The following is a 22,844-nucleotide window of genomic DNA, read 5'->3' on the forward strand; positions in this document are numbered from 1 at the left end:
AGGAATCCTTAACAACTTCAACCACTTGCGCTTTCGATCTCTCGTCAGCGGGAGGCGAATTCTACAGCGTTACTCGCCGCTGTCAACACCTCTTTTTCAACTTCCTTTCGGCTTCGATGACCTGAAGCAACCTGCTGCCGAAAACTGCGTAACTCTTTGTTTATCAAGGAGTTTTATGTTTCGACTGCGCCGGAAGTGGGGCGAATTATAGACATCTATAATCTGCCGTCAAGCACTGATTTTGCTCTTCTATCAATAACTTACTGAAAGCGCCAAAACGCCAGGTTTGAAGCCTATATAGAGAAGCAAAAGCGCTTCTCTATATAGGAGGGAGAAATCAAAGCACGCCAGACGCCTTGAGCGCAGACACCGAGCCAGCATCCAGCCCCAAGACCCGATGCAGTACCTCCAGCGTATGCTCACCCAGCAAAGGCGGTGCAAACCGGTACTCCACTGGGGTTTCAGATAGACGAATAGGGCTCGCCACCTGAGGCACCATTCCCGCCAGCGCATGCGGCAGCTCGATGGCCAACCCGCGCGCCTTGACCTGAGGATCGGCAAACATCTGCGCCAGGTCATTGATAGGCCCGCATGGCACTCCCGCCTGCTCCAGCTGCGCCACCCATTCAGCGGTGGTCTTGAATACCGTTGCCTGGCGAATGAGCGGAATCAGCACCGCGCGGTTCGCCACCCGCACCTTGTTGGTGGCAAAGCGCGGATCATCCGCCCACTGCGGCTGCCCGGCCACTTCCGCGAACTTGCGGAACTGCCCGTCGTTCCCGACAGTAAGGATGAAATCGCCATCCGCCGTAGGAAAGTCCTGATAGGGCACAATGTTCGGATGAGCATTACCCAAGCGTTTAGGCGCATTGCCTGTCGTCAGGTAGTTCATGGCCTGGTTGGCCAGACAGGCCACCTGCACGTCCAGCAGCGCCATGTCGATATGCTGACCACCGCCGTCGTGATCCCGATGCGCCAGCGCAGCCAGGATCGCCACAGTCGAGTACAGCCCGGTCAGGATGTCCGTCAGCGCCACACCAACCTTCACCGGCCCCGCACCTTCCTCGCCTTCAGGTCGCCCCGTGAGGCTCATGAGACCGCCCAGCCCCTGGATCATGAAGTCATAACCCGCACGCTTGGCGTAAGGACCGGTCTGGCCAAACCCGGTGATCGAGCAATAGATCAGGTCCGGATTGATCGCCTTCAGCGATTCATAGTCCAGGCCATAGGCTGCCAGACCACCAACCTTGAAGTTTTCGATCAGGATGTCCGACTTCGCCGCCAGCTCACGCACCAGCTTCTGCCCTTCGGGGCGAGTGAAGTCGATGGTGACCGATTGCTTGTTGCGATTGGCCGACAGGTAATAGGCGGCCTCGCTGGTGTTTTCCCCATAAGCGTCTTTAAGGAACGGTGGCCCCCAGGCGCGCGTGTCATCACCGTTACCGGGGCGCTCGACCTTGATCACTTCGGCGCCGAGGTCGGCCAGGATCTGCCCGGCCCAAGGCCCAGCCAGCACCCGCGATAAATCCAGTACCCGTAGATGCGATAGCGCGCCCATGGACGTCCTCCTGTTAATAGAACGCCTGGATGCCGGTTTGCGCACGACCGAGGATCAGCGCGTGGACGTCATGAGTACCTTCATAGGTATTCACCACTTCCAGGTTCACCAGGTGGCGAGCAACGCCGAACTCATCGGAGATGCCATTGCCGCCCAACATATCGCGAGCCATGCGCGCGATGTCCAGGGACTTGCCGCAAGAGTTGCGCTTCATCATCGAAGTGATTTCGACCGCCGCAGTGCCCTCATCCTTCATACGACCCAGACGCAGGCAGCCTTGCAGCGCCATGGTGATTTCGGTCTGCATGTCGGCCAGTTTCTTCTGGATCAACTGAGTGGCTGCCAATGGACGGCCGAACTGTTGACGATCCAGGGTGTACTGGCGAGCGGTATGCCAGCAGAACTCGGCTGCACCCAGTGCGCCCCAGGAGATGCCGTACCGCGCCGAGTTGAGGCAGGTGAAAGGACCTTTCAGGCCACGGACATCCGGGAAGATGTTCTCTTCCGGCACGAACACGTTGTCCATCACGATTTCACCGGTGATCGATGCCCGCAGGCCGACCTTGCCGTGAATCGCCGGAGCGCTCAGGCCTTTCCAGCCTTTCTCCAGAACAAAGCCGCGGATGTCGCCGGCATCGTCCTTGCCCCAGACCACGAACACATCGGCAATCGGGCTGTTGGTGATCCACATCTTGCTGCCGGTGAGGCTGTAGCCGCCCTCCACTTTGCGCGCACGAGTGATCATCGCACCCGGGTCGGAACCGTGGTTAGGCTCGGTCAGGCCAAAGCAGCCGATCCACTCGCCCGAGGCCAGTTTCGGCAGGTACTTCTGCTTCTGCGCTTCGGTACCGAACTCATTGATCGGCACCATCACCAGTGAGGACTGAACGCTCATCATCGAGCGATAACCGGAGTCGATACGCTCGACTTCACGGGCGATCAGGCCATAGCTGACGTAGTTCAGGCCGCTGCCACCGTACTGCTCAGGAATGGTTGCGCCCAACAGACCCACTTCGCCCATTTCGCGGAAGATCGCCGGGTCGGTCTTCTCATGGCGGAAAGCTTCAAGAATGCGCGGCGCCAGGCTCTGCTGAGCGAACTGCGCAGCCGTGTCGCGAATCATGCGTTCTTCTTCAGTGAGCTGTTGATCCAGCAGCAGGGGATCAATCCAGTTGAAGCTAGCTTTACCGCCCATGAGTGTGTCCTCTCGAATCGGGTCAAATAACGTGGAGTGATCCTAGGCCTGGATCGGCGCTACGGCAAACGAGGATTTCGCATACTGTTGTGCTAATTTCTCACTCCGAAACGTCGTAAAAGAGCTTTTATGCGATGCATTAGTGAGGTTGACGTACATGCGCAGGAAGATACCCAGCACCACCGCCCTGATCAGCTTCGAGGCCGCAGCGCGCCATGAAAGCTTCACCAAGGCCGCCCAGGAACTTTCGCTGACCCAGGGGGCGATTTGCCGACAGATCGCCAGCCTTGAGGAGTTCCTCAGCGTAGAACTGTTCCGACGTTCGCGGCGCGGAGTGAAGCTGACGGAAGCCGGGCTTTCCTACAGCCGTCGGGTCGCCACTCAACTCGATGCGGTTGAGCGCGACACCTTGTCCGTGATGGGCCAGCAGGGCACCAACGTCATCGAATTGGCCGTGGTTCCGACCTTCGGTACCCAATGGCTGCTGCCACGACTCAAGGACTTCCAGCAGAAACACCCGGAAGTGACGGTCAACCTGACCAACCGCACACGCCCGTTCCTGTTCGCCGACACTGATTTCGATGCCGCGATCTACTTCGGCGACGCGGATTGGTCGGGTACAGAATCCCACAGGCTGATGGGTGAAAATCCGATGCCCGTTTGCAGCCCCAACCTGCTCGCAAACAAGACCAGCCTCACGCCCGGCGAAATCGCCGATTTGCCCCTGCTGCAACAAACCACCCGCCCTTATGCCTGGCGCCAGTGGTTCGATTCCCAACACCTGAATGTCCCGCGAGACATGACAGGCCCCCGCTACGAGCTATTCTCCATGCTCGCCCAGGCGGCCATGCATGACATGGGCATTGCCCTGATTCCGCCGTTCCTGATTCAAAGGGAGTTGAAAGAAAAACGCCTGGTGATCGCCAACCCGCAAGCACTGTCCAGCATCAAGGCTTATTACCTGATGATTCCTGAGCGAAAGCTCGAATCCGCGTCTTTAAGGGCATTTCGTGACTGGCTGGTGAACCAGGCGCACAGCTACAGCCTAGAGGAGTAAAGGCTCTCCAACGTTACTTGACCCCGTAGTCAACAAAAACAAAGCCCTACAGATATACGTATTTGTCGCATGACAGCAAACTGTATCGAAAAGTCGTACAAACGTCCCACAAGCGCCTGATCACGCGGCTTTGCGCCACTATTTCGAGGCGATGCCGCATCATTCATACGGCCGATGTGTAAATTCTTCAGTTTCGGCCAGAATCCTTGTAAAGCACGGTCTGCAAGGGATTGAGCCGGGTGGTTGCGACATTCGGTCACGGGGTGACTTGTAGTTAATTTTCCGTCACCCGTCATAATCCCTTGAAGGGCACAAAGTTCGCCTGCAAAATGCCGCGCCCCGCCCTGATTTGGCGGGATCGTGCTGATCGGCCGCCCCAGCCGCACCATCCGTAGTGCATGGGTTTACTCAATAAGATCACGCAGGAGATTTGACGTGCACATTGGTGTTCCTCTCGAAACCCAGACCGGTGAAACACGGGTTGCTGCAACCCCGGAAACCATCAAGAAGCTGATCAGCCAGGGTCATAAGGTCACTGTACAAAGCGGCGCCGGCGTGAATGCCAGCGTTGTCGACAGTGCCTATGAAGCGGCAGGCGCAACCATTGGCAGCGCCAATGATGCGTTTGGAGCAGAGCTGATTTTGAAGGTGGTCGCCCCCAGCGACAGCGAGCTGACGCTGATTAAAAGCGGCACCGTTGTGGTGGGTATGCTCAATCCGTTCAACAACGAAACCATCGCCAAGATGGCCGAGTGCGGCATTACCGCCTTCGCCCTGGAGGCTGCGCCACGTACCTCCCGCGCCCAAAGCCTGGATGTGCTGTCGTCGCAAGCCAACATTGCCGGTTACAAGGCTGTCTTGCTGGCCGCTCACCATTACCCTCGTTTCATGCCGATGTTGATGACGGCTGCGGGCACCGTGAAAGCGGCGCGCGTGCTGATCCTGGGTGCCGGTGTGGCCGGATTGCAGGCCATTGCTACGGCAAAACGCCTGGGTGCGGTGATCGAAGCCTCTGACGTGCGTCCTGCGGTGAAAGAGCAGATCGAATCCCTCGGCGCGAAGTTCGTCGACGTGCCTTACGAGACCGACGAAGAGCGTGAATGCGCCGTTGGTGTCGGTGGTTACGCCCGGCCGATGCCAGCCAGTTGGATGCAGCGCCAGGCCGCGGCCGTGCACGAGCGAGCCAAGCAGGCTGACATCGTTATCACCACAGCGCTGATTCCCGGCCGCAAGGCACCGACGCTGCTCAGCGCAGAAACCGTGGCACAGATGAAACCGGGTTCGGTGGTCATCGACCTCGCGGCCGCCCAGGGCGGTAACTGCCCGCTGACCGTGGCCGATCAGGTGGTCGTCGAAAACGGCGTGACCATCGTTGGCCCGACCAACCTGGCGGGCGCAGTGGCGGCCGATGCTTCGGCGCTGTACGCACGCAACCTGCTGGACTTCATGAAACTGTTGTTCGATAAAGAAGGACAACTGGTGATCAACCTTGAAGACGATATCGTCGCCGCGTGCCTGATGTGCCGCGACGGCCAGATCGTGCGCAAGAACGGCTGAGGATAAAAACAATGGAAGACATGCTGATCTCTCACGGTATCTACAACCTGATCATCTTCGTGCTGGCCATCTATGTCGGCTACCACGTGGTCTGGAACGTAACACCTGCACTGCACACGCCACTGATGGCTGTTACCAACGCCATCTCGGCCATCGTGATCGTCGGCGCCATGCTCGCCGCCGCCCTCACTGTGACCCCGCTGGGCAAGACCATGGGCACCCTGGCCGTGGCCCTGGCCGCCGTCAACGTGTTTGGTGGCTTCCTGGTCACCCGGCGCATGCTGGAAATGTTCAAGAAGAAAGCGGCCCCGGCAAAAGCTCCGGCCGCCAAGGCCGAAGCAGTCAAGGCTGAGGTGCAGCAAGCATGAGCATGAACCTGGTTACTTCCCTGTATTTGATCGCCTCGGTTTGCTTCATCCAGGCGCTCAAGGGCCTTTCGCATCCCACCACGTCGCGTCGCGGTAATCTGTTCGGCATGCTCGGCATGGGCCTGGCGATACTCACCACGGTTGGCCTGATCTACAAGCTCGGTGCCGAACTGGCCCAGGACGGTATCGTCTACGTGATCGTCGGCCTGCTGATCGGCGGCACTGCCGGTTCGATCATGGCCAAACGCGTTGAAATGACCAAGATGCCCGAACTGGTCGCCTTCATGCACAGCATGATCGGCCTGGCCGCGGTGTTCATCGCCATTGCAGCGGTTGTCGAGCCGCAGTCGCTGGGTATCGTTGCGCAGCTGGGTGACGCGATCCCGGCCGGTAACCGCCTGGAGCTGTTCCTCGGTGCCGCCATTGGTGCGATCACCTTCTCCGGTTCGGTAATCGCCTTCGGCAAGCTGTCGGGCAAGTACAAGTTCCGCCTGTTCCAGGGCGCACCGGTACAGTTCACCGGTCAACACAAACTGAACCTGCTGCTCGGCGTGGCCACTCTGGGCCTGGGCATCACCTTCATGTTGACCGGCGACCTCAGCGCCTTCGCCTTGATGCTGGCCCTGGCCTTCATCATGGGTGTGCTGATCATCATCCCGATCGGTGGCGCGGACATGCCAGTGGTCGTATCGATGCTCAACAGCTACTCCGGCTGGGCAGCGGCAGGTATCGGCTTCTCGCTGAACAACTCGATGCTGATCATCGCGGGTTCGCTGGTAGGTTCGTCCGGTGCGATCCTCTCGTACATCATGTGCAAGGCGATGAACCGCTCCTTCTTTAATGTACTGCTCGGCGGTTTCGGAAATACAGCCGACGCAGGTCCGGCAGGCGCCAAGGAAGCCCGTCCGGTGAAATCCGGTTCGGCTGACGACGCGACCTTCCTGCTGACCAACGCCGACACCGTGATCATCGTTCCGGGCTATGGCCTGGCGGTAGCACGGGCGCAGCATGCGTTGAAGGAACTGACCGAGAAGCTGACCCATCGCGGCGTGACCGTGAAGTACGCGATCCACCCGGTTGCCGGTCGTATGCCGGGCCACATGAACGTGTTGCTGGCGGAGGCCGAAGTGCCTTACGACCAGGTGTTCGAGATGGAAGACATCAACTCCGAGTTCGGTCAGGCCGACGTGGTGCTGGTGTTGGGCGCCAACGACGTGGTCAACCCGGCCGCGAAGAACGATCCGAAATCGCCGATTGCCGGCATGCCGATCCTCGAAGCGTTCAAGGCCAAGACCATCATCGTCAACAAGCGTTCGATGGCCAGCGGCTATGCCGGCCTGGACAACGAACTGTTCTACCTGGACAAAACCATGATGGTGTTCGGTGACGCCAAAAAGGTCATCGAAGACATGGTAAAAGCCGTCGACTAATCCTCTGCGGCACACAGAACGCCCCGACTCGTCGGGGCGTTTTTGTTTGCGCAAATCGTCGGACAAACTATTCTTTTGTTACCGATCCGGTAACGGTGTTTTGCTTGAAAGGCCCGGAATAGACACCTCGATTGCGACCTTGGTAGCGGGACAGAAGCCGGCGCAATTCACTAGACTGCACGTCCTGCTACCTGTTGCCCGAGATAATAATCCATGTACCGTGACCGTATTCGCCTGCCTTCGTTGTTGGACAAAGTGATGAGTGCTGCTGACGCTGCCGCCCTGATTGAAGACGGCATGACCGTCGGCATGAGTGGCTTCACTCGCGCCGGCGAGGCCAAGGCCGTTCCTCAGGCGCTGGCCGAGCGCGCCAAGGTCACGCCGTTGAAAATCAGCCTCATGACTGGCGCAAGCCTGGGCAACGACCTTGACAAGCAGTTGACCGAAGCTGGCGTGCTGTCGCGACGCATGCCGTTTCAGGTCGACAGCACCCTGCGCAAGGCGATCAACGCCGGTGAAGTCATGTTCATCGACCAGCACTTGTCGGAAACCGTGGAGCAATTGCGCAACCAGCAATTGAAACTACCGGACATCGCCGTGATTGAAGCCGTTGCGATCACCGAGCAAGGGCATATCGTGCCAACCACTTCGGTAGGCAACTCGGCCAGCTTTGCGATTTTCGCCAAGCACGTGATCGTCGAGATCAACATGGCGCACAATCCGAACCTCGAAGGTCTGCACGACATCTATATCCCGACCTATCGCCCGACCCGCACTCCGATTCCATTGGTCAGAGTCGACGACCGCATTGGCAGCACCGCCATCCCGATTCCGGCGGAAAAGATCGTCGCCATCGTGGTCACCAACCAGGCTGACTCACCCTCCACGGTGCTGGCGCCAGACGCTGAGACCCAAGCCATTGCCGACCACCTGATCGACTTCTTCAAACAGGAAGTGGCTGCCGGACGCATGACCAACAAGCTCGGTCCACTACAGGCCGGTATCGGCACCATCGCCAATTCGGTGATGTGTGGCTTGATCGACTCGCCGTTCGAAGACCTGACGATGTATTCCGAGGTGCTGCAGGACTCGACTTTCGACCTGATCGACGCCGGCAAACTGAGCTTTGCTTCGGGCAGCTCGATCACCCTGTCGAGCCGGCGCAACGCCGATGTGTTCGGCAACCTGGAGCGTTATAAGGACAAGCTGGTCCTGCGCCCGCAGGAAATCTCCAACCACCCTGAAGTCGTGCGCCGCCTCGGCATCATCGGCATCAACACGGCGCTGGAGTTCGACATCTACGGCAATGTCAACTCCACTCACGTCTGCGGCACCCGGATGATGAACGGCATCGGTGGCTCGGGCGACTTCGCGCGCAACGCGCACCTGTCCGTGTTCGTGACCAAGTCGATCGCCAAGGGCGGCGCGATCTCCAGCGTGGTGCCGATGGTCAGCCATGTCGACCATACCGAACATGACGTCGACATCCTCGTGACCGAAGTGGGCCTGGCAGACTTGCGAGGCCTGGCGCCCCGGGAGCGTGCCCGGATCATCATCGACAAGTGCGTGCACCCGGATTACCGCCAGGCGCTGAATGATTACTTCACTGCTGCGTGCGCCATCGGCGGACATACCCCGCACATCCTGCGTGACGCACTCAGTTGGCACATAAACCTGGAAGAAACCGGGCAGATGCTGAAGAAGTAATTGCTACAGATAGCAGCTGGCGCAAACACAGTTTCGCCAGCTTGCGCTTGCCACCCTCGCAATATGAAAAAAACTGTACTGCTGTACTGGTCATTTCCTACGGAAAATTCCTGCCTAGTCGGGGTAAAACAGCATTTTTGCACTCAAACAGTGCAGACAAGTACAGTTGCCTCAATTTTGACCAGTACACCCCCTATAAACAGTTAACTGAGCTCTCACAATACAGATGAACTGTATCTACAGAGACTAGGCAAACAAGAGGATCATGGGCACCAGTTAAACCACTACCTAATCCCGCCACAAGCGGAAGGATGACCACCATGGAACGTACACTCAGTTCCGATCTGTTCTTCGAAGACACTGCTGCAAAAACCCAGGCTTCCCTGCCTCTGCGCGTTATCGCCAACCTGATGTTGTGGCAGCGCCGCATTACCAGCCGCCATCAACTGGCTCGCCTGGATTCGCGTCTGCTGGCTGACGCCGGGATTAGCGAAGCACAACGCTACGAAGAGCTGAGCAAGCCGTTCTGGCGCTAAGTTAGCGTCGCTGGCTCTGACCTTAAGGTCCACCGCCAGCAACCCGAATTGAAAAAACAGAACCCGTCGTGGGCAACCACGACGGGTTTTGTCGTTTTGGCCTGTCAAACCCGGTCTTACAGAAGAGAAACCTGAGCACCAGTACAGTTTGTGAAAAGTACAAACTGCATGAGTACAATATTGCCTCAGTGTGTCTGTAGTGGATATTCGACGGGTGTCAGCATGGAGCCCTCCACTTATCAGGACAGGGATCGTGCCATGAAGAACGTACTGGATTTTTCCATTCCCTCGGTTCAATCGAAACCTTGCCAGCAGAGGCTTCGAGGGCTGCTGAAGGGGCTCTGCGCTGGCCTGGAAAGGGCGAGAACGCGACGTTTGCTGGCTCAACTCGATGATCGCCAGCTATCGGATCTGGGTATCAGCCACGCCGACCGCAGCAATGAATTGGATAAACCGTTCTGGCGCTGACTTCCTGCGTGCAGGGCCGGGACTGTTCGAACCGACACAGACAGGCCTAATATCACTTCAGAACGTGGCGAACGCCGAGTGCCTGGCGTCAGACTTTGCAGACACTGCGCCATATTTCAAATGGTCTACCAAAAGGAGTTACCCCATGTCCCGTCTTCGCCTGCTTAGCGCCGCGGCCCTGTTTGCCGTGGCTGCCAGTGCCCAAGCCACCAGCTTCATCGTGACCACGGATGCTGTGGTCAACGCGCTCAAGGCCACTTCCGATGCGACTACCAACATCGTTTCGTCGTCGTTCAAGGATGACAAGATCGTCCTCGCCGCCCGTGACGACGCTGCCAGCTTCGTCGCCAGCGAAGGCTCCATCCGCGGTGTGAAGCTGGAAAGCGCCCTCGATCACATTCGCCATAAGGCGCCGCAACTGAGTGCAACAGACGCACAACTGGCTCAGGCGATCCTGACCATCTAAACGGCGGTACAGACATGGGGCACGCCCGGCGTGCCCCAATGTTTCGGCACTGGCTCTAGACCGGCCCTTGCGCTAGCCTTGGGACTCACTTTCAACTGTCGAGTCTCATGCGCTTTCTTACCCGTTTCCTGATCACTCCAGTCTTTCTCACCTTGGGTTACTGCGCATCAGCCCACGCTTATGACGCCTTCAACCTGTCCACCCAGGGCACCGTCGCCAGTGGTTACGCCACAAGCCTCGTGACCTCCGCTCCCTTCGACCATAAACTATTGCTCGCCGCCCACGATGACGCCGCGGCATTCATTGCCAGTGACGGCCAACTGAGAGGCGCACGACTGGAGTCGGCCCTTCGGTATCTGCGCCAGACCCAGGCAAAACTTCATGCCAGCGACCTTGAACTGGCGCAAGCAATTCTCGTCCAATAGTTATCCCTGCTTTTCTGGAGTTCGATCCATGCGTAACCCGCTGATTGCTGCCATCCTCGGCCTGCTGCTGTTGGCCGATGTGGCCCAGGCACATACTCTGGTTGCCACCAGTAACATCCTGATCCGTGCGACCCAGCGCACCCTCGATTTCACCTCCGACACCACCACGTCCATTCGCGATTCGAAAATCGTGCGCGAAGCCCAGGACGACGCCGCCAGTTTCGTCGCCAGCGATGGCGACATTCGCGGCGCTCACCTGGAGTCCGCTTTCAACTTGCTGCGCACCCGCGTGCCCGAAGCACGCGACGCCAGCGATCAGGATCTCGCCGAAGCCATCCTCGCACTGTGAGGTGTCCACGCGCCTGGCTGCTGACCGGGGCCCTGTTGCTGCTCGGCAACACGGCCCACGCAGGCCTTCAGTTACAACTCAAGACCGAAGGCCTGACGCCCGCGCAACAGCAAGCCAGCCAGGCGTTGCTTGATGAAGCCATGCAGGCGTTGCCACCACGCTTCATCGAGCACCTGGACCGACGTATCGTCGTCGGCTGGACCGATGACATGCCGCGCAATGCCTACGGCCAGGCATCACTGGTGTCCGAGCTCGATCTGAACCGCAACCTGCTGGCCGGCCTCACCGATGGCAGCGCCGCGAGCAAAAAAACCCATCGCCCCCATGGCACCGTGCGCCGGGAAATGCTGGCCACTGTGTTGCACGAGCTGACTCACATCTACGACCGTTCGCGCCTGTGGCCGGATGACGGGCGCAAGCTGATTCAGCGCTGCACCCGGCGCAACAACAGCTCAGGGCTGGTCGGCATACCCGACCAATGTCGGGGCCAGTCCGATCGGCGCTTTACCCTCAGCGACGATCCGCGCCTGCTCGACCTGGCCGGCTGGCAGCAATACGTAGGCCGTCGGGGTGAACGCGAACAGCACAATCGCCAGATCGCCCGCAGTCCGGATATCTACGAGACCAGCAGTCCCAAGGAATTCGTCGCGGTCAACATGGAGTATTTCCTCCTCGACCCGAGCTACGCCTGCCGCCGTCCCGCACTGTATCGCTACTACAAAGAGCATTTCGGCTGGGCGCCCGCCGCCAGTGACACCTGCAGCAAAACCGTTGCGTTCCTCAATGCCGGCAACGACTTCGCCAAGACACCGCTGGGGCAGGTCGATCCGGAGCGGGTCTATGCCGTTGACTATTTGCTGGCCGAGGCTAACCAGAACCTGTTCAGCCGTTGGGGCCACAGCATGCTGCGTCTGGTGATCTGCGCGCCGGGCCGCCCCCGTGGTCCGGATTGCCGCCTGGACCTGGACCAGCACCTGGTGCTGTCGTATCGCGCCTTCGTCGGCGACGTGCAGTTGTCGAGCTGGGATGGCCTGGTCGGCAAATACCCGTCGCGGCTGTTTATCCTGCCGCTGTCCCAGGTCATCGACGAATATACCAAGACCGAACTGCGCAGCCTGGCCTCCGTGCCCCTGAACCTGTCGCGCACAGAGATTGAAGACGTGGTGGAACGTGCCGCCGAGATGCACTGGAGCTACGACGGCAACTATTTCTTCCTGTCGAACAACTGCGCAGTGGAAGAACTGAAATTGCTGCGTGGCGGCACCAATAACCCGAAATTGGTAGGGCTCGACAACATCATGCCCAACGGTTTGCTGGAAGTGCTCAAAGGTCGAGGGCTGGCGGACACCAGTGTGCTGGACGATCCGCGGGAAGCCTTGCGCCTGGGTTATCGTTTCGATTCCTTCCGCGAACGCTATCAGGCGATGTTCGAAATCCTGAAAAAGCACTTGCCGATCAAACAGGAAACCGTCGAAGACTGGCTGGACTTGAAAGCCGCGGATCGTCGGCAATGGTTCGAGCAGGCGGACCTGCGCACCAGCGCGGCGTTGCTCCTGCTGGAACAGGCCAGTTTCCGACAGCAGTTGCTGCTGGCTCAGGATGAAGTGAAGCAGCGCTATCTGGGCGCCCGGGAACTGCAGAATGGCGGCATGGACAAGGCCAACGAGACGCTCAAGGACATTCTCGCCAACAGTGGCTTCCTCAGCCGTCCGGCGGAACTGCTGGGCACCAACGGTTATGGCTTGCCACAGCCGAGCGAGTGGGAGCATCTGGAATCGGAAAGCAGCCAGCGCCAGAAGCAGCTTCTGGCGCTGTCCGGGGACCTGGACAAGGAAGTGAGAGCGTTGCTCGAACCGGGTCGTGCCGCCGAAATGGCCGCCAACGAAGCCAACGTGAAGCAGATTGGCGAGCATTTGCGCAAACTGCACAAGGCAGCAGGCGGCATAGAGTTGCCTTGACCCGCAACCTGTGGGAGCGAGCTTGCTCGCGATGAGGGCTGCACATCCAGCATTGATGTCGGCTGACACGCCGCTATCGTCGGATCGCCGCCCGGAGCAAGCTCGCTCCCACAAGGTTTACAGCGTTTTGCTGTTCAGTCTCTTAATCAGGAACGTTGCCTTCAGCTGACGCGGGCCTTACGCACGCCTTCGGCCAATGCCGAGCACAGGCTCAGCACACCATCCACGGCTTGTTCCGGGGACGTGGCATTGGCGATGTGATCGATCAACGCCGAACCCACCACCACGCCATCAGCCAGGCGTGCAATGGACGCTGCCTGTTCCGGAGTCCGGATACCGAAACCGATGCTGATCGGCAGGTCGGTATGGCGGCGCAGACGGGCGACCGCTTCCTCGACGTGTTCCAGCGTGGCGGCACCGGCGCCGGTCACACCGGCTACCGACACGTAGTAGACGAAACCGGAGCTGCCGTTAAGAACAGTCGGCAGGCGCACATCGTCGGTGGTTGGCGTAGTCAGGCGGATGAAGTCCAGGCCCGCAGCCTGCGCCGGGTCGCACAGCTCGCCGTTATGCTCCGGCGGCAGGTCGACCACGATCAGGCCATCAACGCCGGCCTCTTTGGCTTCGGCAATGAAGCGCGGTACACCGTACATGTGGATCGGGTTGAAGTACCCCATCAGCACCAGCGGCGTTTCGTTGTTGTCCTGGCGGAACTCGCGAACCATTTGCAGGGTTTTCGCCAGATTCTGCTTGGCACCCAACGCACGGATGTTGGCGAGCTGGATGGCCGGGCCGTCAGCCATCGGGTCGGTGAAGGGCATGCCCAGCTCGATCACGTCGGCGCCAGCCGCCGGCAAGCCCTTGAGGATGGCCAGGGAGGTGTCATAACCCGGGTCGCCAGCGGTCACGAAGGTCACCAGGGCGGCGCGGTTCTGTTCCTTGAGTTCGGCAAAACGCGTTTGCAGGCGGCTCATCAGTGTTTCTCCTGCTTGGATTGTTCCATGTGGTGCATCACGGTCTGCATGTCTTTGTCGCCACGGCCGGACAGGTTGACCACCATCAGGTGATCCTTTGGCAAGGTCGGTGCACGCTTGAATACTTCAGCCAGGGCATGGGCGCTTTCCAGGGCCGGGATGATCCCTTCCAGGCGGCAGCACTGGTGGAATGCAGCGAGGGCTTCGTCGTCGGTCACCGAGGTGTACTGGACGCGGCCAATGTCGTGCAACCAGGCGTGTTCCGGGCCGATGCCCGGGTAGTCGAGGCCGGCGGAGATCGAGTGGGCGTCGATGATCTGGCCATCGTCGTCCTGCAGCAGGAACGTGCGGTTGCCGTGCAGCACGCCTGGAACGCCGCCGTTCAGGCTGGCCGCATGCTTGCCGGTCTCGATGCCGTAACCGGCCGCTTCAACGCCGATGATCTCGACACTCTTGTCGTCCAGGAACGGATGGAACAGGCCCATCGCGTTGGAGCCACCGCCAATGCACGCCACCAGGCTGTCCGGCAGGCGACCTTCCTGGGCTTGCAACTGCTCGCGGGTTTCCTTGCCGATCACGGCCTGGAAGTCACGGACCATCGCCGGGTAAGGGTGCGGACCGGCCACAGTGCCGATCAGGTAGAAGGTGCTGTCGACATTGGTCACCCAGTCACGCAGGGCTTCGTTCATTGCATCCTTCAGCGTACCGGTGCCGGCGACCACCGGGATAACCTCGGCGCCCAGCAGCTTCATGCGGAACACGTTGGCCTGCTGGCGTTCGATGTCAGTGGTGCCCATGTAGATCACACAATCCAGACCGAAACGTGCAGCCACGGTGGCAGTGGCCACGCCGTGCATGCCGGCGCCGGTCTCGGCGATGATGCGCTTCTTGCCCATGCGTCGCGCCAGCAGGATCTGGCCGATGCAGTTGTTGATCTTGTGGGCGCCGGTGTGGTTCAGCTCTTCGCGCTTGAGGTAGATCTTCGCGCCGCCACAGAACTCGGTCAGACGCTCGGCGAAGTACAACGGGCTTGGACGTCCGACGTAGTCACGCTGGAAGTAGGCCAGTTCTTCCTTGAATGCAGGATCTTCCTTGGCCAATTCATATTCACGGGCCAGGTCGAGGATCAACGGCATCAGGGTTTCGGCAACGTAGCGGCCACCGAACGCGCCAAACAGGCCGTTGGCATCAGGGCCGTTGCGCAGATTAGTCTGGGTCATTTGGCGCTCCAGTTGAATGCGTGAAGTGATGCATGAAGAGATAGTGGGCTTCACTCTACCCCTGACGCCCCGGCCTGAAAACCGATAAGATCGCCACAACCTGTCAGGAAAACTCACAGATCCCATGAGCCATGACCTTCCTCCGCTGAATGCGCTTCGCGCCTTCGAAGCCACTGCCCGCTTGAACAGCGTCAGTCAGGCCGCCGAGCAGCTGCATGTCACCCATGGTGCGGTCAGCCGGCAGCTCAAGGTGCTTGAAGAACACCTCGGCGTCAGCCTGTTCATCAAGGACGGTCGCGGCCTGAAACTCACAGATGCCGGCTTACGCCTGCGAGACGCCAGCAGCGAAGCCTTCGAGCGCCTGCGCAACGTCTGCGCGGAACTCACACAAAGCACGGCCGACGCCCCGTTCGTGCTCGGTTGCTCGGGAAGCCTGTTGGCGCGCTGGTTTATCCCGCGACTGGGGAGACTCAATGCCGACCTGCCGGACTTGCGCCTGCACCTGTCGGCCGGAGAAGGCGATTTCGATCCGCGAAGACCGGGACTGGATGCCTTGCTGGTCTTTGCCGAGCCCCCCTGGCCGGCGGACATGCAGGTTTTCGAGCTGGCCAGCGAACGTATCGGTCCGGTCATGAGCCCTCGGTTCGCCGGCTATGAGCGGCTCAAGCAAGCGCCGGAAAGCGCACTGCTGAACGAACCCTTGCTGCACACCACCTCACGCCCGCAAGCCTGGCCAAACTGGGCGCAACAATGCGGCCTCGACGCCAGGGCATTGAAGTACGGTCAGGGATTCGAACATTTGTATTACTTGCTGGAAGCCGCTGTCGCGGGTCTGGGCGTGGCGATTGCCCCCGAACCCTTGGTGGCGGAGGACTTGAAGGCCGGCCGCCTGGTTGCGCCATGGGGCTTCAGTGAAACCCCGGCACAACTGGCGTTGTGGCTACCCAAGCGCGCCGCGGACGGGCGCGCCAGGCAACTGGCGCAGTGGCTGAAAAACGAGCTGCGCCGGGTAGATTAATCGCGCTTGCACAACAGATAAGCGGCCAGCAGGCCCAATGCGCCCACGGCGACACCGGCTGTAGTCCAGGGGTGCTCCTGGGCGTAGTCCCGGGTGGCAATCCCGGTTTCACGGGTTTTGACCTTGACCTCTTCATAGGCGTCGGCCAGCAGATGGCGCGAGTGCTTCAAGGCATTCTCGGCGTTGCCTTTCAGGGTCTTGAGGGTTTTACGCGACTCGTCCGAGGCGTCGTCCTTCAGGTTTTCCAAAGACTTGAGCAGACTCTCGATCTCGGCTTCCATGCTTTGCAATGAGGCTTTGCGTAACGAGGTGTTGGCCATGGTGGCTCTCCTGCATTGGTGATGAGTGGCGTGTGTTGGTTGGGACTTCAGGGGTTCGAGAAAGTGCAGAAAATCTGAACTTCACTCTCAGTACGGCCAACAGAAGAAATAGGAAAAATCACTGCTAGGCTGTAATTCACACGCCAAGGAGAACGCCATGTCTGACCATCACACCTACAAGAAAGTCGAGCTGGTTGGCTCGTCCACCAGCAGTATCGAGGATGCGATCAACAACGCCCTGACCGAAGCCAGCAAAAGCATCAAGTACATGGAATGGTTCGAAGTCACCGAGACCCGTGGGCACATCAGGGACGGCAAGGCCGCGCACTTTCAGGTGACCCTGAAAGTCGGATTCCGGATTGCCAGCAGCTGACTTTGGGCTAGTCTTCTGAACTTGCACGCCGGCCGAATGCCATAGGGAATGGCACAGCGCTGCATGAGTGCGTCCGGCTGACGGCTGGTTACCCCTATGATCCGACCAGGGAATGCAACCGATGAAGAAGTTTATGTTGGCGGTAGGTTTATTGAGCCTTGCGGGGACCGTATTGGCAGATGGTGGCAAGCCATGCGAAGAGCTGAAAGCCGAAATCGCAGCGAAACTTGATGCCAAGGGCGTTTCCGGTTATTCGCTGGAGATTGTCGATAAAGGTAGCGCCGCTGGCGGAAAAGTTGTTGGTAAATGCGAAAAGGGCGCCAAAGTGATCGTCTACAAAAAGTAGGCCGGTCCTCGCCCGATTGAAAAAGCCGACGCCCTGGCGCCGGCTTTTTCATGCCTGCCGTTTGAGTATCAGCCTCGCATGACCTGCGCCAGCAGCTCGTAGGAATGCACGCGATCCGAATGTTCGTACAGGTCACAGGTGAAAATCAGCTCGTCAGCCTGGGTCTGTTCGATCAGGACCTCGAGTTTGGCGCGGATTTTCTGTGGGCTGCCAATCATGGCCAGACCAAGAAAATCGTGCACAGCCTCTTTCTCATGGGGCAGCCACAGGCCGTCCATGGTCTTGACCGGTGGACGCTGTACCAGGCTTTGGCCGCGCATCAGGGCGAGAATCCGCTGGAACACCGAAGTCGCCAGGTAATCGGCCTGCTCATCGGTATCGGCCGCCACCAAAGGCACGCCGAGCATCACGTAGGGTTTATCCAAAACGGCTGAGGGCTTGAAGTGATTGCGGTAGACCCGAATCGCTTCATGCATGTAGCGCGGCGCGAAATGCGAAGCGAAGGCGTAAGGCAAACCGCGTTCACCGGCCAGTTGTGCACTGAACAGGCTCGACCCCAATAACCAGACCGGCACATGGGTCCCGGTTCCCGGCATGGCGATGATCCGTTGATCCGGGGTACGTGGCCCGAGGTAGCGCACCAGTTCCGCCACATCTTCCGGGAAGTCGTCGGCGCTGCCGGAGCGCTCGCGGCGCAAGGCACGTGCGGTCATCTGGTCGGAACCGGGTGCGCGCCCCAGGCCCAGATCAATCCGGCCCGGATACAGGCTTTCCAGGGTGCCGAACTGCTCGGCAATCACCAAGGGTGCGTGGTTGGGCAACATCACACCGCCCGAACCGACACGAATGGTCGACGTGCCACCGGCCAGATAACCGAGCAGAACCGAAGTCGCGGAGCTGGCGATGCCGTCCATGTTGTGGTGCTCAGCCACCCAGAAGCGGTTGTAACCGAACTTCTCGACATGCTGCGCCAGGTCCAGCGAGTTGCGCAGCGACTGGGCCGCGCTGCCGTTCTCGCGCACCGGCACCAGATCGAGGGTAGAGAACTTGATATCGGACAGTCGTTTCATAAACCTGCTTCTCCAATTGAGGGTGCAGGTTTGTTCTTGCGAACGCAAACCTGCCGAATCCAAAAGCCTGTTCATGCAATGTGGGCATATACCCGAGTTTCAATAGCCCGGTAAAAAATCCCGCGAAAAAAGCAGATTGATCGGACGAAGTGAACTTTGCCCCTTCGTCTATCCTCACAACCCTGGCAACCGAAAACCCCACAGGCGCGACCTTTCGCGCCGACCTTCAGGAGGCAGGCATGGCTATCGTCAAGAAAGCATCGGCACATTGGGAAGGTGATCTGAAAACCGGCATCGGCTCGATTTCCACAGAAACCGGCGTGCTTCGGGAAGCCCCCTACGGCTTCAAGGCGCGCTTCGAAGGCGGCCGGGGCACCAACCCGGAAGAGTTGATCGGCGCTGCCCACGCCGGCTGTTTCTCCATGGCGTTCTCCATGATTCTCGGTGATGCCGGCCTGAAGGCCGATAGCATCGATACCCAGGCAGAAGTCACTCTGGATCAAGTGGACGGCGGTTTTTCGATCACCGCAGTGAAATTGATTCTGCAGGCGAAAATCCCCGGGGCAACCCAGGCGCAGTTCGAAGAACTCAGCAACAAGGCCAAAGAGGGCTGCCCGGTGTCCAAAGTGCTGAATGCCAAGATCAGCCTGGAGGCAACATTGGTCAGCTAGATCTTCATTTTTGCAAAGAAAAGATCGCAGCCTTGCGCAACTTGCCGGGATCATTCGGCAAGAGGTGCCCAAGGCTGCGATCTTTTTTACGCCGTGACAGATTTGCCCGCTAATAATATGGTCGAATAAATGACAGCAGCGAAAACCCGTGAATCGGCGTGCTGCCTCAAAGGAGCTTCAACCATGAAACGTTTTGCCCTGGCGGTTATCTGTTGCGCGCTGGCCACGTCGGCCTTTGCAGCACCGAAGCCCTGCGAAGAGCTCAAGGCCGAGATCGAAGCCAAGATCCAGGCCAGTGGCGTCACTTCCTACACGCTTGAAATCGTCACCAACGACGAAGTGCACGACCAGAACATGGTCGTTGGCTCGTGCGAAAACGGAACCAAAAAAATCATCTACCAGAAGAACGACCGCTGACATCTCACATCAGGCAGTAGGCTTCCCGGTCTTCAGCGACGATCTCGCGCTTGGCGTTGTACAGCCGGGCGCCGGGGGTAAACGCTATGGAGCGGCCTTCGAGTACATAACGCTGACCGGCTTCGAAATGATCATAACGGATGGTCAGGTAGCACAGCCGCTCAGAGGGCCCGCTCATCATACTCAAGCCACCGCCGCCGGGGACTTCAAAGTCGAAACGCACGATCAGTTCGTGGCTGCCGGGCGTCACTTCGAAATAACGCCCATCGCGCAATCGTTGTTTGTCCAGGCGTTCAGCCATCAACAACTTGTCGTTAGGGAAGGGCGTCGAAAAATCAACCCAGGCCATTTTTGGATCAGGTGTCGGCATCGGGCTTTGACAGCCCGCGACGACTCCGACGGCGAGCAACAGCATCAACCTGCGCATGATGGATGTCCCAGGGGATATGCATCCAGCATAACGCCGATCAGGTCCGTTGGCAGCCCGCAGGGGTGCCATGGCCGATCACTTTTTGCTGCTGATCATAGAGCTTGGCCCACGGCCGAAAACCGATGTTCCCCGCTTGCAGTTGATAACGTTCGCCGGCGTTGAAATCCTTGAATTTCACGTTCAACTGACAATCGCGCCACAATGGCTCGGCGTCGGGGCCGATGTTGGTGGGCTGCACCGGAAACTGGTAGCGGACTGTCAATTCATGGCTACCGGGCTGAACCTCGAAGTAGCGTTTATCGTCGGTGGCCTTGTCATCGACCTCCAATGCCTGCAACGCCGTATCTTCTTGCTTCGAGTCCAGGTCGATCCAGGCTTGCGCAGGATCATGGCGGGGTAATCCGAATCCGGCACAGCCGGCCAGCAACAGCAGACTTCCTGTCAGTATCATCGTGCGCATAGCGGAGCTCCAGTGAGGCGGGATAGTCTTGCGGGAAGACTCTCCAAGGAAGAATTATTGTGATCAGGCCGCTTCCTAGCCTTGGGTTACTTGATCGCGTTTTTCGCGTTTTGTTTCCGGGCGTGTTGTTTTTGTTGCTCAACGGTTGCACCAGCATCAGCTATTACAGCCAACTGGCCAGCGGCCAAATGCAGTTGCTGCAGGCCAGGGAACCGGTTTCCAGCGTGATTGCCGACCCGGCGCGCGACCAAAAACTGCGTATACACCTGGAGCAATCACAAAAGGCCCGAACGTTCGCCAGCCGGCAATTGCACCTGCCGGATAACCAAAGTTACCGCTTGTACGCGGACATTGGCCGTCCCTTCGTCGTCTGGAATGTCTTCGTCACGCCAGAATTTTCCCTCAAGCCTGTAAACCACTGCTTTCCCATCGCCGGCTGCGTGGCCTACCGCGGGTACTACAGCCAGAGCGCAGCTCGCGGCGAAGCAGCCTTGCAACGCTTGCAGGGCATGGACGTGTCGATTGGCGGCGTCGAGGCCTATTCGACACTCGGCTGGTTCAACGACCCGATCATCAGTTCGATGGTGGGCTGGGGGGATGAGCGACTGGCCACGCTGATCTTTCACGAGCTGGCCCATCAGCGCGTCTATGTGAAGGACGACACCGAGTTCAACGAGTCCTTTGCCACCTTCGTCGAGCAGGAAGGTACTCGCCAATGGCGTGCCTATCGCCACCTGCCACCGGACAACAATGCGCAGGCGCGTCAGCGCGACCAGTTCACGGAGTTGGTGCTGGAAACCCGCGCCCGGCTGGAAAAGCTCTACGCCTTGCCATTGCCAGCCGAACAGATGCGCCGGCGCAAGGCGGCCGAGTTCGAGCGACTGCGTAGCGAATACCGGCAACTGCGCGACAGTCAGTGGGCTGGAGACAAACGCTACGACGCCTGGATCCATGCACCCATGAACAATGCCCGGCTATTGCCGTTTGGCTTGTACGACCAGTGGGTACCGGCATTTGACGCACTGTTCCATCAGGTGGATGGCGATTGGCCCAGGTTCTATACCGCCGTGGAAAAGCTCGGTGGCTTGCCGACGGATGAGCGCAAGGCCGCACTTAAGAAGTTGGCTGACGGCGTCGATCAGCCAAAGAACCAGTAGCAAACGCCGATTGCACCCAGCACCCCGGCAAGTTCCGCCAGCAATGCGCAGCCAACTGCATGGCGCGCACGTTGGATGCCCACAGCACCGAAGTACACCGCCAGCACATAGAACGTAGTCTCGGTACTGCCCTGGATTGTCGCCGCCACCAGCGCCGGGAAGCTGTCCACGCCCGAGGTCTTCATGGTTTCAATCAGCATCGCCCGGGCGGCACTGCCGGAGAAGGGTTTGACCATCGCCGTCGGCAGCGCATCGACAAAGCGCGTGTCCCAACCGGCCCACGCCACCAGATGACGAATCCCGTCCAGGCCAAAGTCCAGCGCCCCGGAGGCCCGCAGGACACCCACCGCGCAGAGCATCGCCACCAGATAAGGCAGCAGATTCTTGGCGACGTCGAAACCCTCCTTGGCACCTTCAACGAAGGCCTCGTAGACCTTCACTTGGCGCAGCGCACCGATCAGTAAAAACAGCATGATCAGGCCAAACAGCGTCAGGTTGCCGAGGATCGATGACAAGCCCGCCAGCGCGGTCGCCGAAAGGGTCGCCAGCAACGCCATGAAACCACCGAGGGCGAGGGCGCCGGGGATCAGGTAGGCCAGCACCACCGGGTCCCAGACGCGCAGGCGCTGCATGAACGCCACCGACAGGAAACCGACAATGGTCGAGCAACTGGTCGCCAGCAGGATCGGCAGGAACACCAGCGTCGGGTCAGGCGCGCCTTGCTGGGCGCGATACATGAAGATGGTCACCGGCAGCAGGGTCAGCGAAGAGGCGTTGAGCACCAGGAACAGGATCTGTGCGTTGCTGGCGACGGTAGCGCTGGGGTTGAGTTCTTGCAGCGCTTTCATGGCCTTCAGGCCAATAGGCGTGGCGGCGTTGTCCAGACCGAGGCCGTTGGCGGCGAAGTTCAGGGTGATCAGGCCGATGGCCGGATGACCAGGCGGGACTTCAGGCATCAGGCGCAAAAACAACGGCCCCAAGGCCCTGGCCAACCATTCGACGATGCCGGCCTTCTCGGCAATGCGCAGAAAACCCAGCCAGAGGGTGAGGGTGCCGAACAGCAGCACCATGACCTCGACCGACAGCTTGGCCATGGCAAAAATGCTCTCCACCATCGCCGCGAATATCCCGGCGTTGCCACCAATCAGCCACTGCGCCAGCGCCGAAACGGCTGCCACGATGAAGAAGCCAAGCCAAAGGCCATTGAGCATCAGTCAAATCCCCCAAAAGATCCGCGAATGATAGCGGGGTGACCAGAAACGACAAACCCCGGATTTCTCCGGGGTTTGTCTGTTACTGCCTGCACAATTCCAA

At 59.3% G+C, this 22,844-nt stretch carries 26 protein-coding genes; 17 read left to right on the forward strand and 9 right to left on the reverse strand.

Annotation, left to right across the window (positions count from 1 at the left end; genetic code table 11):
* Positions 1-337 precede the first annotated feature (337 nt).
* Both AC07YV_RS22960 and AC07YV_RS22965 read right to left on the reverse strand, forming a co-directional pair.
* A complete protein-coding gene (locus AC07YV_RS22960; RefSeq protein WP_102701531.1) occupies positions 338-1,558 on the reverse strand; it encodes a CaiB/BaiF CoA transferase family protein in 1,221 nt (406 codons plus the stop codon).
* Positions 1,559-1,571: 13 nt separating this feature from the next.
* Complete coding sequence (locus AC07YV_RS22965) at positions 1,572-2,753, reverse strand: acyl-CoA dehydrogenase (RefSeq protein ID WP_007969743.1); 1,182 nt, start codon at positions 2,751-2,753, stop codon at positions 1,572-1,574.
* A gap of 157 nt (positions 2,754-2,910) precedes the next feature.
* Between AC07YV_RS22965 and AC07YV_RS22970 the strand changes: the two genes are divergently transcribed.
* The 11 genes from AC07YV_RS22970 to AC07YV_RS23020 all read left to right on the forward strand — a co-directional run bounded on the left by AC07YV_RS22970 (position 2,911) and on the right by AC07YV_RS23020 (position 13,074).
* The gene (locus AC07YV_RS22970) at positions 2,911-3,810 is read left to right on the forward strand and encodes a LysR family transcriptional regulator (protein WP_102701532.1); all 900 of its coding nucleotides are present in this window, start codon (positions 2,911-2,913) and stop codon (positions 3,808-3,810) included.
* Positions 3,811-4,245: 435 nt separating this feature from the next.
* Complete coding sequence (locus AC07YV_RS22975; RefSeq protein WP_102701533.1) at positions 4,246-5,367, forward strand: Re/Si-specific NAD(P)(+) transhydrogenase subunit alpha; 1,122 nt, start codon at positions 4,246-4,248, stop codon at positions 5,365-5,367.
* Between the two features lie 11 nt (positions 5,368-5,378).
* Entirely contained in the window at positions 5,379-5,735 is a 357-nt protein-coding gene (locus tag AC07YV_RS22980; protein ID WP_007992881.1) for an NAD(P) transhydrogenase subunit alpha part 2, read from the forward strand.
* Positions 5,732-7,165, forward strand: coding sequence for an NAD(P)(+) transhydrogenase (Re/Si-specific) subunit beta (locus AC07YV_RS22985; protein WP_095967830.1), 1,434 nt, complete (start codon positions 5,732-5,734; stop codon positions 7,163-7,165). The genes AC07YV_RS22980 and AC07YV_RS22985 overlap by 4 nt, the downstream gene beginning before the upstream one ends.
* Before the next feature lie 213 nt (positions 7,166-7,378).
* A complete protein-coding gene (gene scpC / locus AC07YV_RS22990; protein ID WP_102701534.1) occupies positions 7,379-8,872 on the forward strand; it encodes a succinyl-CoA:acetate CoA-transferase ScpC in 1,494 nt (497 codons plus the stop codon).
* Positions 8,873-9,192: 320 nt separating this feature from the next.
* Complete coding sequence (locus tag AC07YV_RS22995) at positions 9,193-9,408, forward strand: DUF1127 domain-containing protein (protein ID WP_007969750.1); 216 nt, start codon at positions 9,193-9,195, stop codon at positions 9,406-9,408.
* A gap of 258 nt (positions 9,409-9,666) precedes the next feature.
* The gene (locus tag AC07YV_RS23000) at positions 9,667-9,876 is read left to right on the forward strand and encodes a DUF1127 domain-containing protein (protein WP_102701535.1); all 210 of its coding nucleotides are present in this window, start codon (positions 9,667-9,669) and stop codon (positions 9,874-9,876) included.
* Positions 9,877-10,021: 145 nt separating this feature from the next.
* A complete protein-coding gene (locus AC07YV_RS23005) occupies positions 10,022-10,342 on the forward strand; it encodes a DUF2388 domain-containing protein (RefSeq protein WP_095967832.1) in 321 nt (106 codons plus the stop codon).
* Between the two features lie 107 nt (positions 10,343-10,449).
* Positions 10,450-10,767 (forward strand): DUF2388 domain-containing protein, encoded by a 318-nt coding sequence (locus AC07YV_RS23010; RefSeq protein WP_102701536.1) that lies wholly within the window; start codon positions 10,450-10,452, stop codon positions 10,765-10,767.
* 28 nt (positions 10,768-10,795) lie between these two features.
* The gene (locus tag AC07YV_RS23015; RefSeq protein ID WP_007969755.1) at positions 10,796-11,116 is read left to right on the forward strand and encodes a DUF2388 domain-containing protein; all 321 of its coding nucleotides are present in this window, start codon (positions 10,796-10,798) and stop codon (positions 11,114-11,116) included.
* Complete coding sequence (locus AC07YV_RS23020) at positions 11,113-13,074, forward strand: DUF7844 domain-containing protein (RefSeq protein WP_102701537.1); 1,962 nt, start codon at positions 11,113-11,115, stop codon at positions 13,072-13,074. Before AC07YV_RS23015 ends, AC07YV_RS23020 begins: the two co-directional genes overlap by 4 nt.
* Positions 13,075-13,235: 161 nt before the next feature.
* On the opposite strand, the gene trpA is transcribed toward AC07YV_RS23020, so the two are convergent.
* Both trpA and trpB read right to left on the reverse strand, forming a co-directional pair.
* The gene (gene trpA, locus AC07YV_RS23025) at positions 13,236-14,048 is read right to left on the reverse strand and encodes a tryptophan synthase subunit alpha (RefSeq protein ID WP_015092933.1); all 813 of its coding nucleotides are present in this window, start codon (positions 14,046-14,048) and stop codon (positions 13,236-13,238) included.
* Positions 14,048-15,268, reverse strand: coding sequence for a tryptophan synthase subunit beta (gene trpB / locus AC07YV_RS23030; RefSeq protein WP_008002146.1), 1,221 nt, complete (start codon positions 15,266-15,268; stop codon positions 14,048-14,050). The genes trpA and trpB overlap by 1 nt, the downstream gene beginning before the upstream one ends.
* A gap of 124 nt (positions 15,269-15,392) precedes the next feature.
* On the opposite strand from trpB, the gene AC07YV_RS23035 reads away from it, so the two are divergent.
* On the forward strand, positions 15,393-16,286 hold the full coding sequence (locus AC07YV_RS23035) for a LysR family transcriptional regulator (protein WP_102701538.1): 894 nt from the start codon (positions 15,393-15,395) through the stop codon (positions 16,284-16,286).
* On the opposite strand, the gene AC07YV_RS23040 is transcribed toward AC07YV_RS23035, so the two are convergent.
* Positions 16,283-16,606, reverse strand: a complete 324-nt coding sequence (locus tag AC07YV_RS23040; RefSeq protein WP_095967836.1) for an ElaB/YgaM/YqjD family protein — start codon at positions 16,604-16,606, stop codon at positions 16,283-16,285. The two genes, AC07YV_RS23035 and AC07YV_RS23040, sit on opposite strands and share 4 nt — an antisense overlap.
* Before the next feature lie 157 nt (positions 16,607-16,763).
* On the opposite strand from AC07YV_RS23040, the gene AC07YV_RS23045 reads away from it, so the two are divergent.
* Positions 16,764-16,979: a dodecin gene (locus AC07YV_RS23045; RefSeq protein ID WP_015092929.1), complete on the forward strand. Its 216-nt coding sequence runs from the start codon at positions 16,764-16,766 to the stop codon at positions 16,977-16,979.
* Between the two features lie 121 nt (positions 16,980-17,100).
* Entirely contained in the window at positions 17,101-17,325 is a 225-nt protein-coding gene (locus tag AC07YV_RS23050; RefSeq protein ID WP_102701539.1) for a DUF1161 domain-containing protein, read from the forward strand.
* 68 nt (positions 17,326-17,393) lie between these two features.
* Here AC07YV_RS23050 and AC07YV_RS23055 read toward each other — a convergent pair whose 3' ends face one another.
* Complete coding sequence (locus AC07YV_RS23055; RefSeq protein ID WP_095967837.1) at positions 17,394-18,395, reverse strand: LLM class flavin-dependent oxidoreductase; 1,002 nt, start codon at positions 18,393-18,395, stop codon at positions 17,394-17,396.
* Positions 18,396-18,634: 239 nt separating this feature from the next.
* Between AC07YV_RS23055 and AC07YV_RS23060 the strand changes: the two genes are divergently transcribed.
* Together AC07YV_RS23060 and AC07YV_RS23065 are read left to right on the forward strand one after the other, a co-directional pair.
* Positions 18,635-19,066 carry an OsmC family protein gene (locus AC07YV_RS23060; protein ID WP_102701540.1) on the forward strand — a complete coding sequence of 144 codons (432 nt, stop codon included), beginning with the start codon at positions 18,635-18,637 and terminating at the stop codon, positions 19,064-19,066.
* Positions 19,067-19,249: 183 nt separating this feature from the next.
* Positions 19,250-19,483, forward strand: coding sequence for a DUF1161 domain-containing protein (locus tag AC07YV_RS23065; RefSeq protein ID WP_102701541.1), 234 nt, complete (start codon positions 19,250-19,252; stop codon positions 19,481-19,483).
* A 4-nt stretch (positions 19,484-19,487) separates the two neighbouring features.
* Here AC07YV_RS23065 and AC07YV_RS23070 read toward each other — a convergent pair whose 3' ends face one another.
* Positions 19,488-19,910, reverse strand: coding sequence for a PA0061/PA0062 family lipoprotein (locus AC07YV_RS23070; protein ID WP_102701542.1), 423 nt, complete (start codon positions 19,908-19,910; stop codon positions 19,488-19,490).
* Between the two features lie 40 nt (positions 19,911-19,950).
* Complete coding sequence (locus AC07YV_RS23075; RefSeq protein WP_102701543.1) at positions 19,951-20,373, reverse strand: PA0061/PA0062 family lipoprotein; 423 nt, start codon at positions 20,371-20,373, stop codon at positions 19,951-19,953.
* Between the two features lie 59 nt (positions 20,374-20,432).
* On the opposite strand from AC07YV_RS23075, the gene AC07YV_RS23080 reads away from it, so the two are divergent.
* Entirely contained in the window at positions 20,433-21,530 is a 1,098-nt protein-coding gene (locus AC07YV_RS23080) for an aminopeptidase (RefSeq protein ID WP_102701544.1), read from the forward strand.
* Here the strand turns inward: AC07YV_RS23080 and AC07YV_RS23085 are convergent.
* Positions 21,512-22,741 carry a nucleoside recognition domain-containing protein gene (locus tag AC07YV_RS23085; protein WP_102701545.1) on the reverse strand — a complete coding sequence of 410 codons (1,230 nt, stop codon included), beginning with the start codon at positions 22,739-22,741 and terminating at the stop codon, positions 21,512-21,514. The two genes, AC07YV_RS23080 and AC07YV_RS23085, sit on opposite strands and share 19 nt — an antisense overlap.
* Between the last annotated feature and the right edge of the window lie 103 nt (positions 22,742-22,844).

This window comes from Pseudomonas sp. GW456-E7, assembly GCF_059424105.1.

Coding starts and splice junctions, on each gene's coding strand:
- AC07YV_RS22960 (WP_102701531.1), bottom strand. CDS start 1,558: ATGGGCGCGCTATCGCATCTACGGGTACTGGATTTATCGCGGGTGCTG.
- AC07YV_RS22965 (WP_007969743.1), bottom strand. CDS start 2,753: ATGGGCGGTAAAGCTAGCTTCAACTGGATTGATCCCCTGCTGCTGGAT.
- AC07YV_RS22970 (WP_102701532.1), top strand. CDS start 2,911: ATGCGCAGGAAGATACCCAGCACCACCGCCCTGATCAGCTTCGAGGCC.
- AC07YV_RS22980 (WP_007992881.1), top strand. CDS start 5,379: ATGGAAGACATGCTGATCTCTCACGGTATCTACAACCTGATCATCTTC.
- AC07YV_RS22985 (WP_095967830.1), top strand. CDS start 5,732: ATGAGCATGAACCTGGTTACTTCCCTGTATTTGATCGCCTCGGTTTGC.
- scpC (WP_102701534.1), top strand. CDS start 7,379: ATGTACCGTGACCGTATTCGCCTGCCTTCGTTGTTGGACAAAGTGATG.
- AC07YV_RS22995 (WP_007969750.1), top strand. CDS start 9,193: ATGGAACGTACACTCAGTTCCGATCTGTTCTTCGAAGACACTGCTGCA.
- AC07YV_RS23000 (WP_102701535.1), top strand. CDS start 9,667: ATGAAGAACGTACTGGATTTTTCCATTCCCTCGGTTCAATCGAAACCT.
- AC07YV_RS23005 (WP_095967832.1), top strand. CDS start 10,022: ATGTCCCGTCTTCGCCTGCTTAGCGCCGCGGCCCTGTTTGCCGTGGCT.
- AC07YV_RS23010 (WP_102701536.1), top strand. CDS start 10,450: ATGCGCTTTCTTACCCGTTTCCTGATCACTCCAGTCTTTCTCACCTTG.
- AC07YV_RS23015 (WP_007969755.1), top strand. CDS start 10,796: ATGCGTAACCCGCTGATTGCTGCCATCCTCGGCCTGCTGCTGTTGGCC.
- trpA (WP_015092933.1), bottom strand. CDS start 14,048: ATGAGCCGCCTGCAAACGCGTTTTGCCGAACTCAAGGAACAGAACCGC.
- trpB (WP_008002146.1), bottom strand. CDS start 15,268: ATGACCCAGACTAATCTGCGCAACGGCCCTGATGCCAACGGCCTGTTT.
- AC07YV_RS23035 (WP_102701538.1), top strand. CDS start 15,393: ATGAGCCATGACCTTCCTCCGCTGAATGCGCTTCGCGCCTTCGAAGCC.
- AC07YV_RS23040 (WP_095967836.1), bottom strand. CDS start 16,606: ATGGCCAACACCTCGTTACGCAAAGCCTCATTGCAAAGCATGGAAGCC.
- AC07YV_RS23045 (WP_015092929.1), top strand. CDS start 16,764: ATGTCTGACCATCACACCTACAAGAAAGTCGAGCTGGTTGGCTCGTCC.
- AC07YV_RS23050 (WP_102701539.1), top strand. CDS start 17,101: ATGAAGAAGTTTATGTTGGCGGTAGGTTTATTGAGCCTTGCGGGGACC.
- AC07YV_RS23055 (WP_095967837.1), bottom strand. CDS start 18,395: ATGAAACGACTGTCCGATATCAAGTTCTCTACCCTCGATCTGGTGCCG.
- AC07YV_RS23060 (WP_102701540.1), top strand. CDS start 18,635: ATGGCTATCGTCAAGAAAGCATCGGCACATTGGGAAGGTGATCTGAAA.
- AC07YV_RS23065 (WP_102701541.1), top strand. CDS start 19,250: ATGAAACGTTTTGCCCTGGCGGTTATCTGTTGCGCGCTGGCCACGTCG.
- AC07YV_RS23070 (WP_102701542.1), bottom strand. CDS start 19,910: ATGCGCAGGTTGATGCTGTTGCTCGCCGTCGGAGTCGTCGCGGGCTGT.
- AC07YV_RS23075 (WP_102701543.1), bottom strand. CDS start 20,373: ATGCGCACGATGATACTGACAGGAAGTCTGCTGTTGCTGGCCGGCTGT.
- AC07YV_RS23085 (WP_102701545.1), bottom strand. CDS start 22,741: ATGCTCAATGGCCTTTGGCTTGGCTTCTTCATCGTGGCAGCCGTTTCG.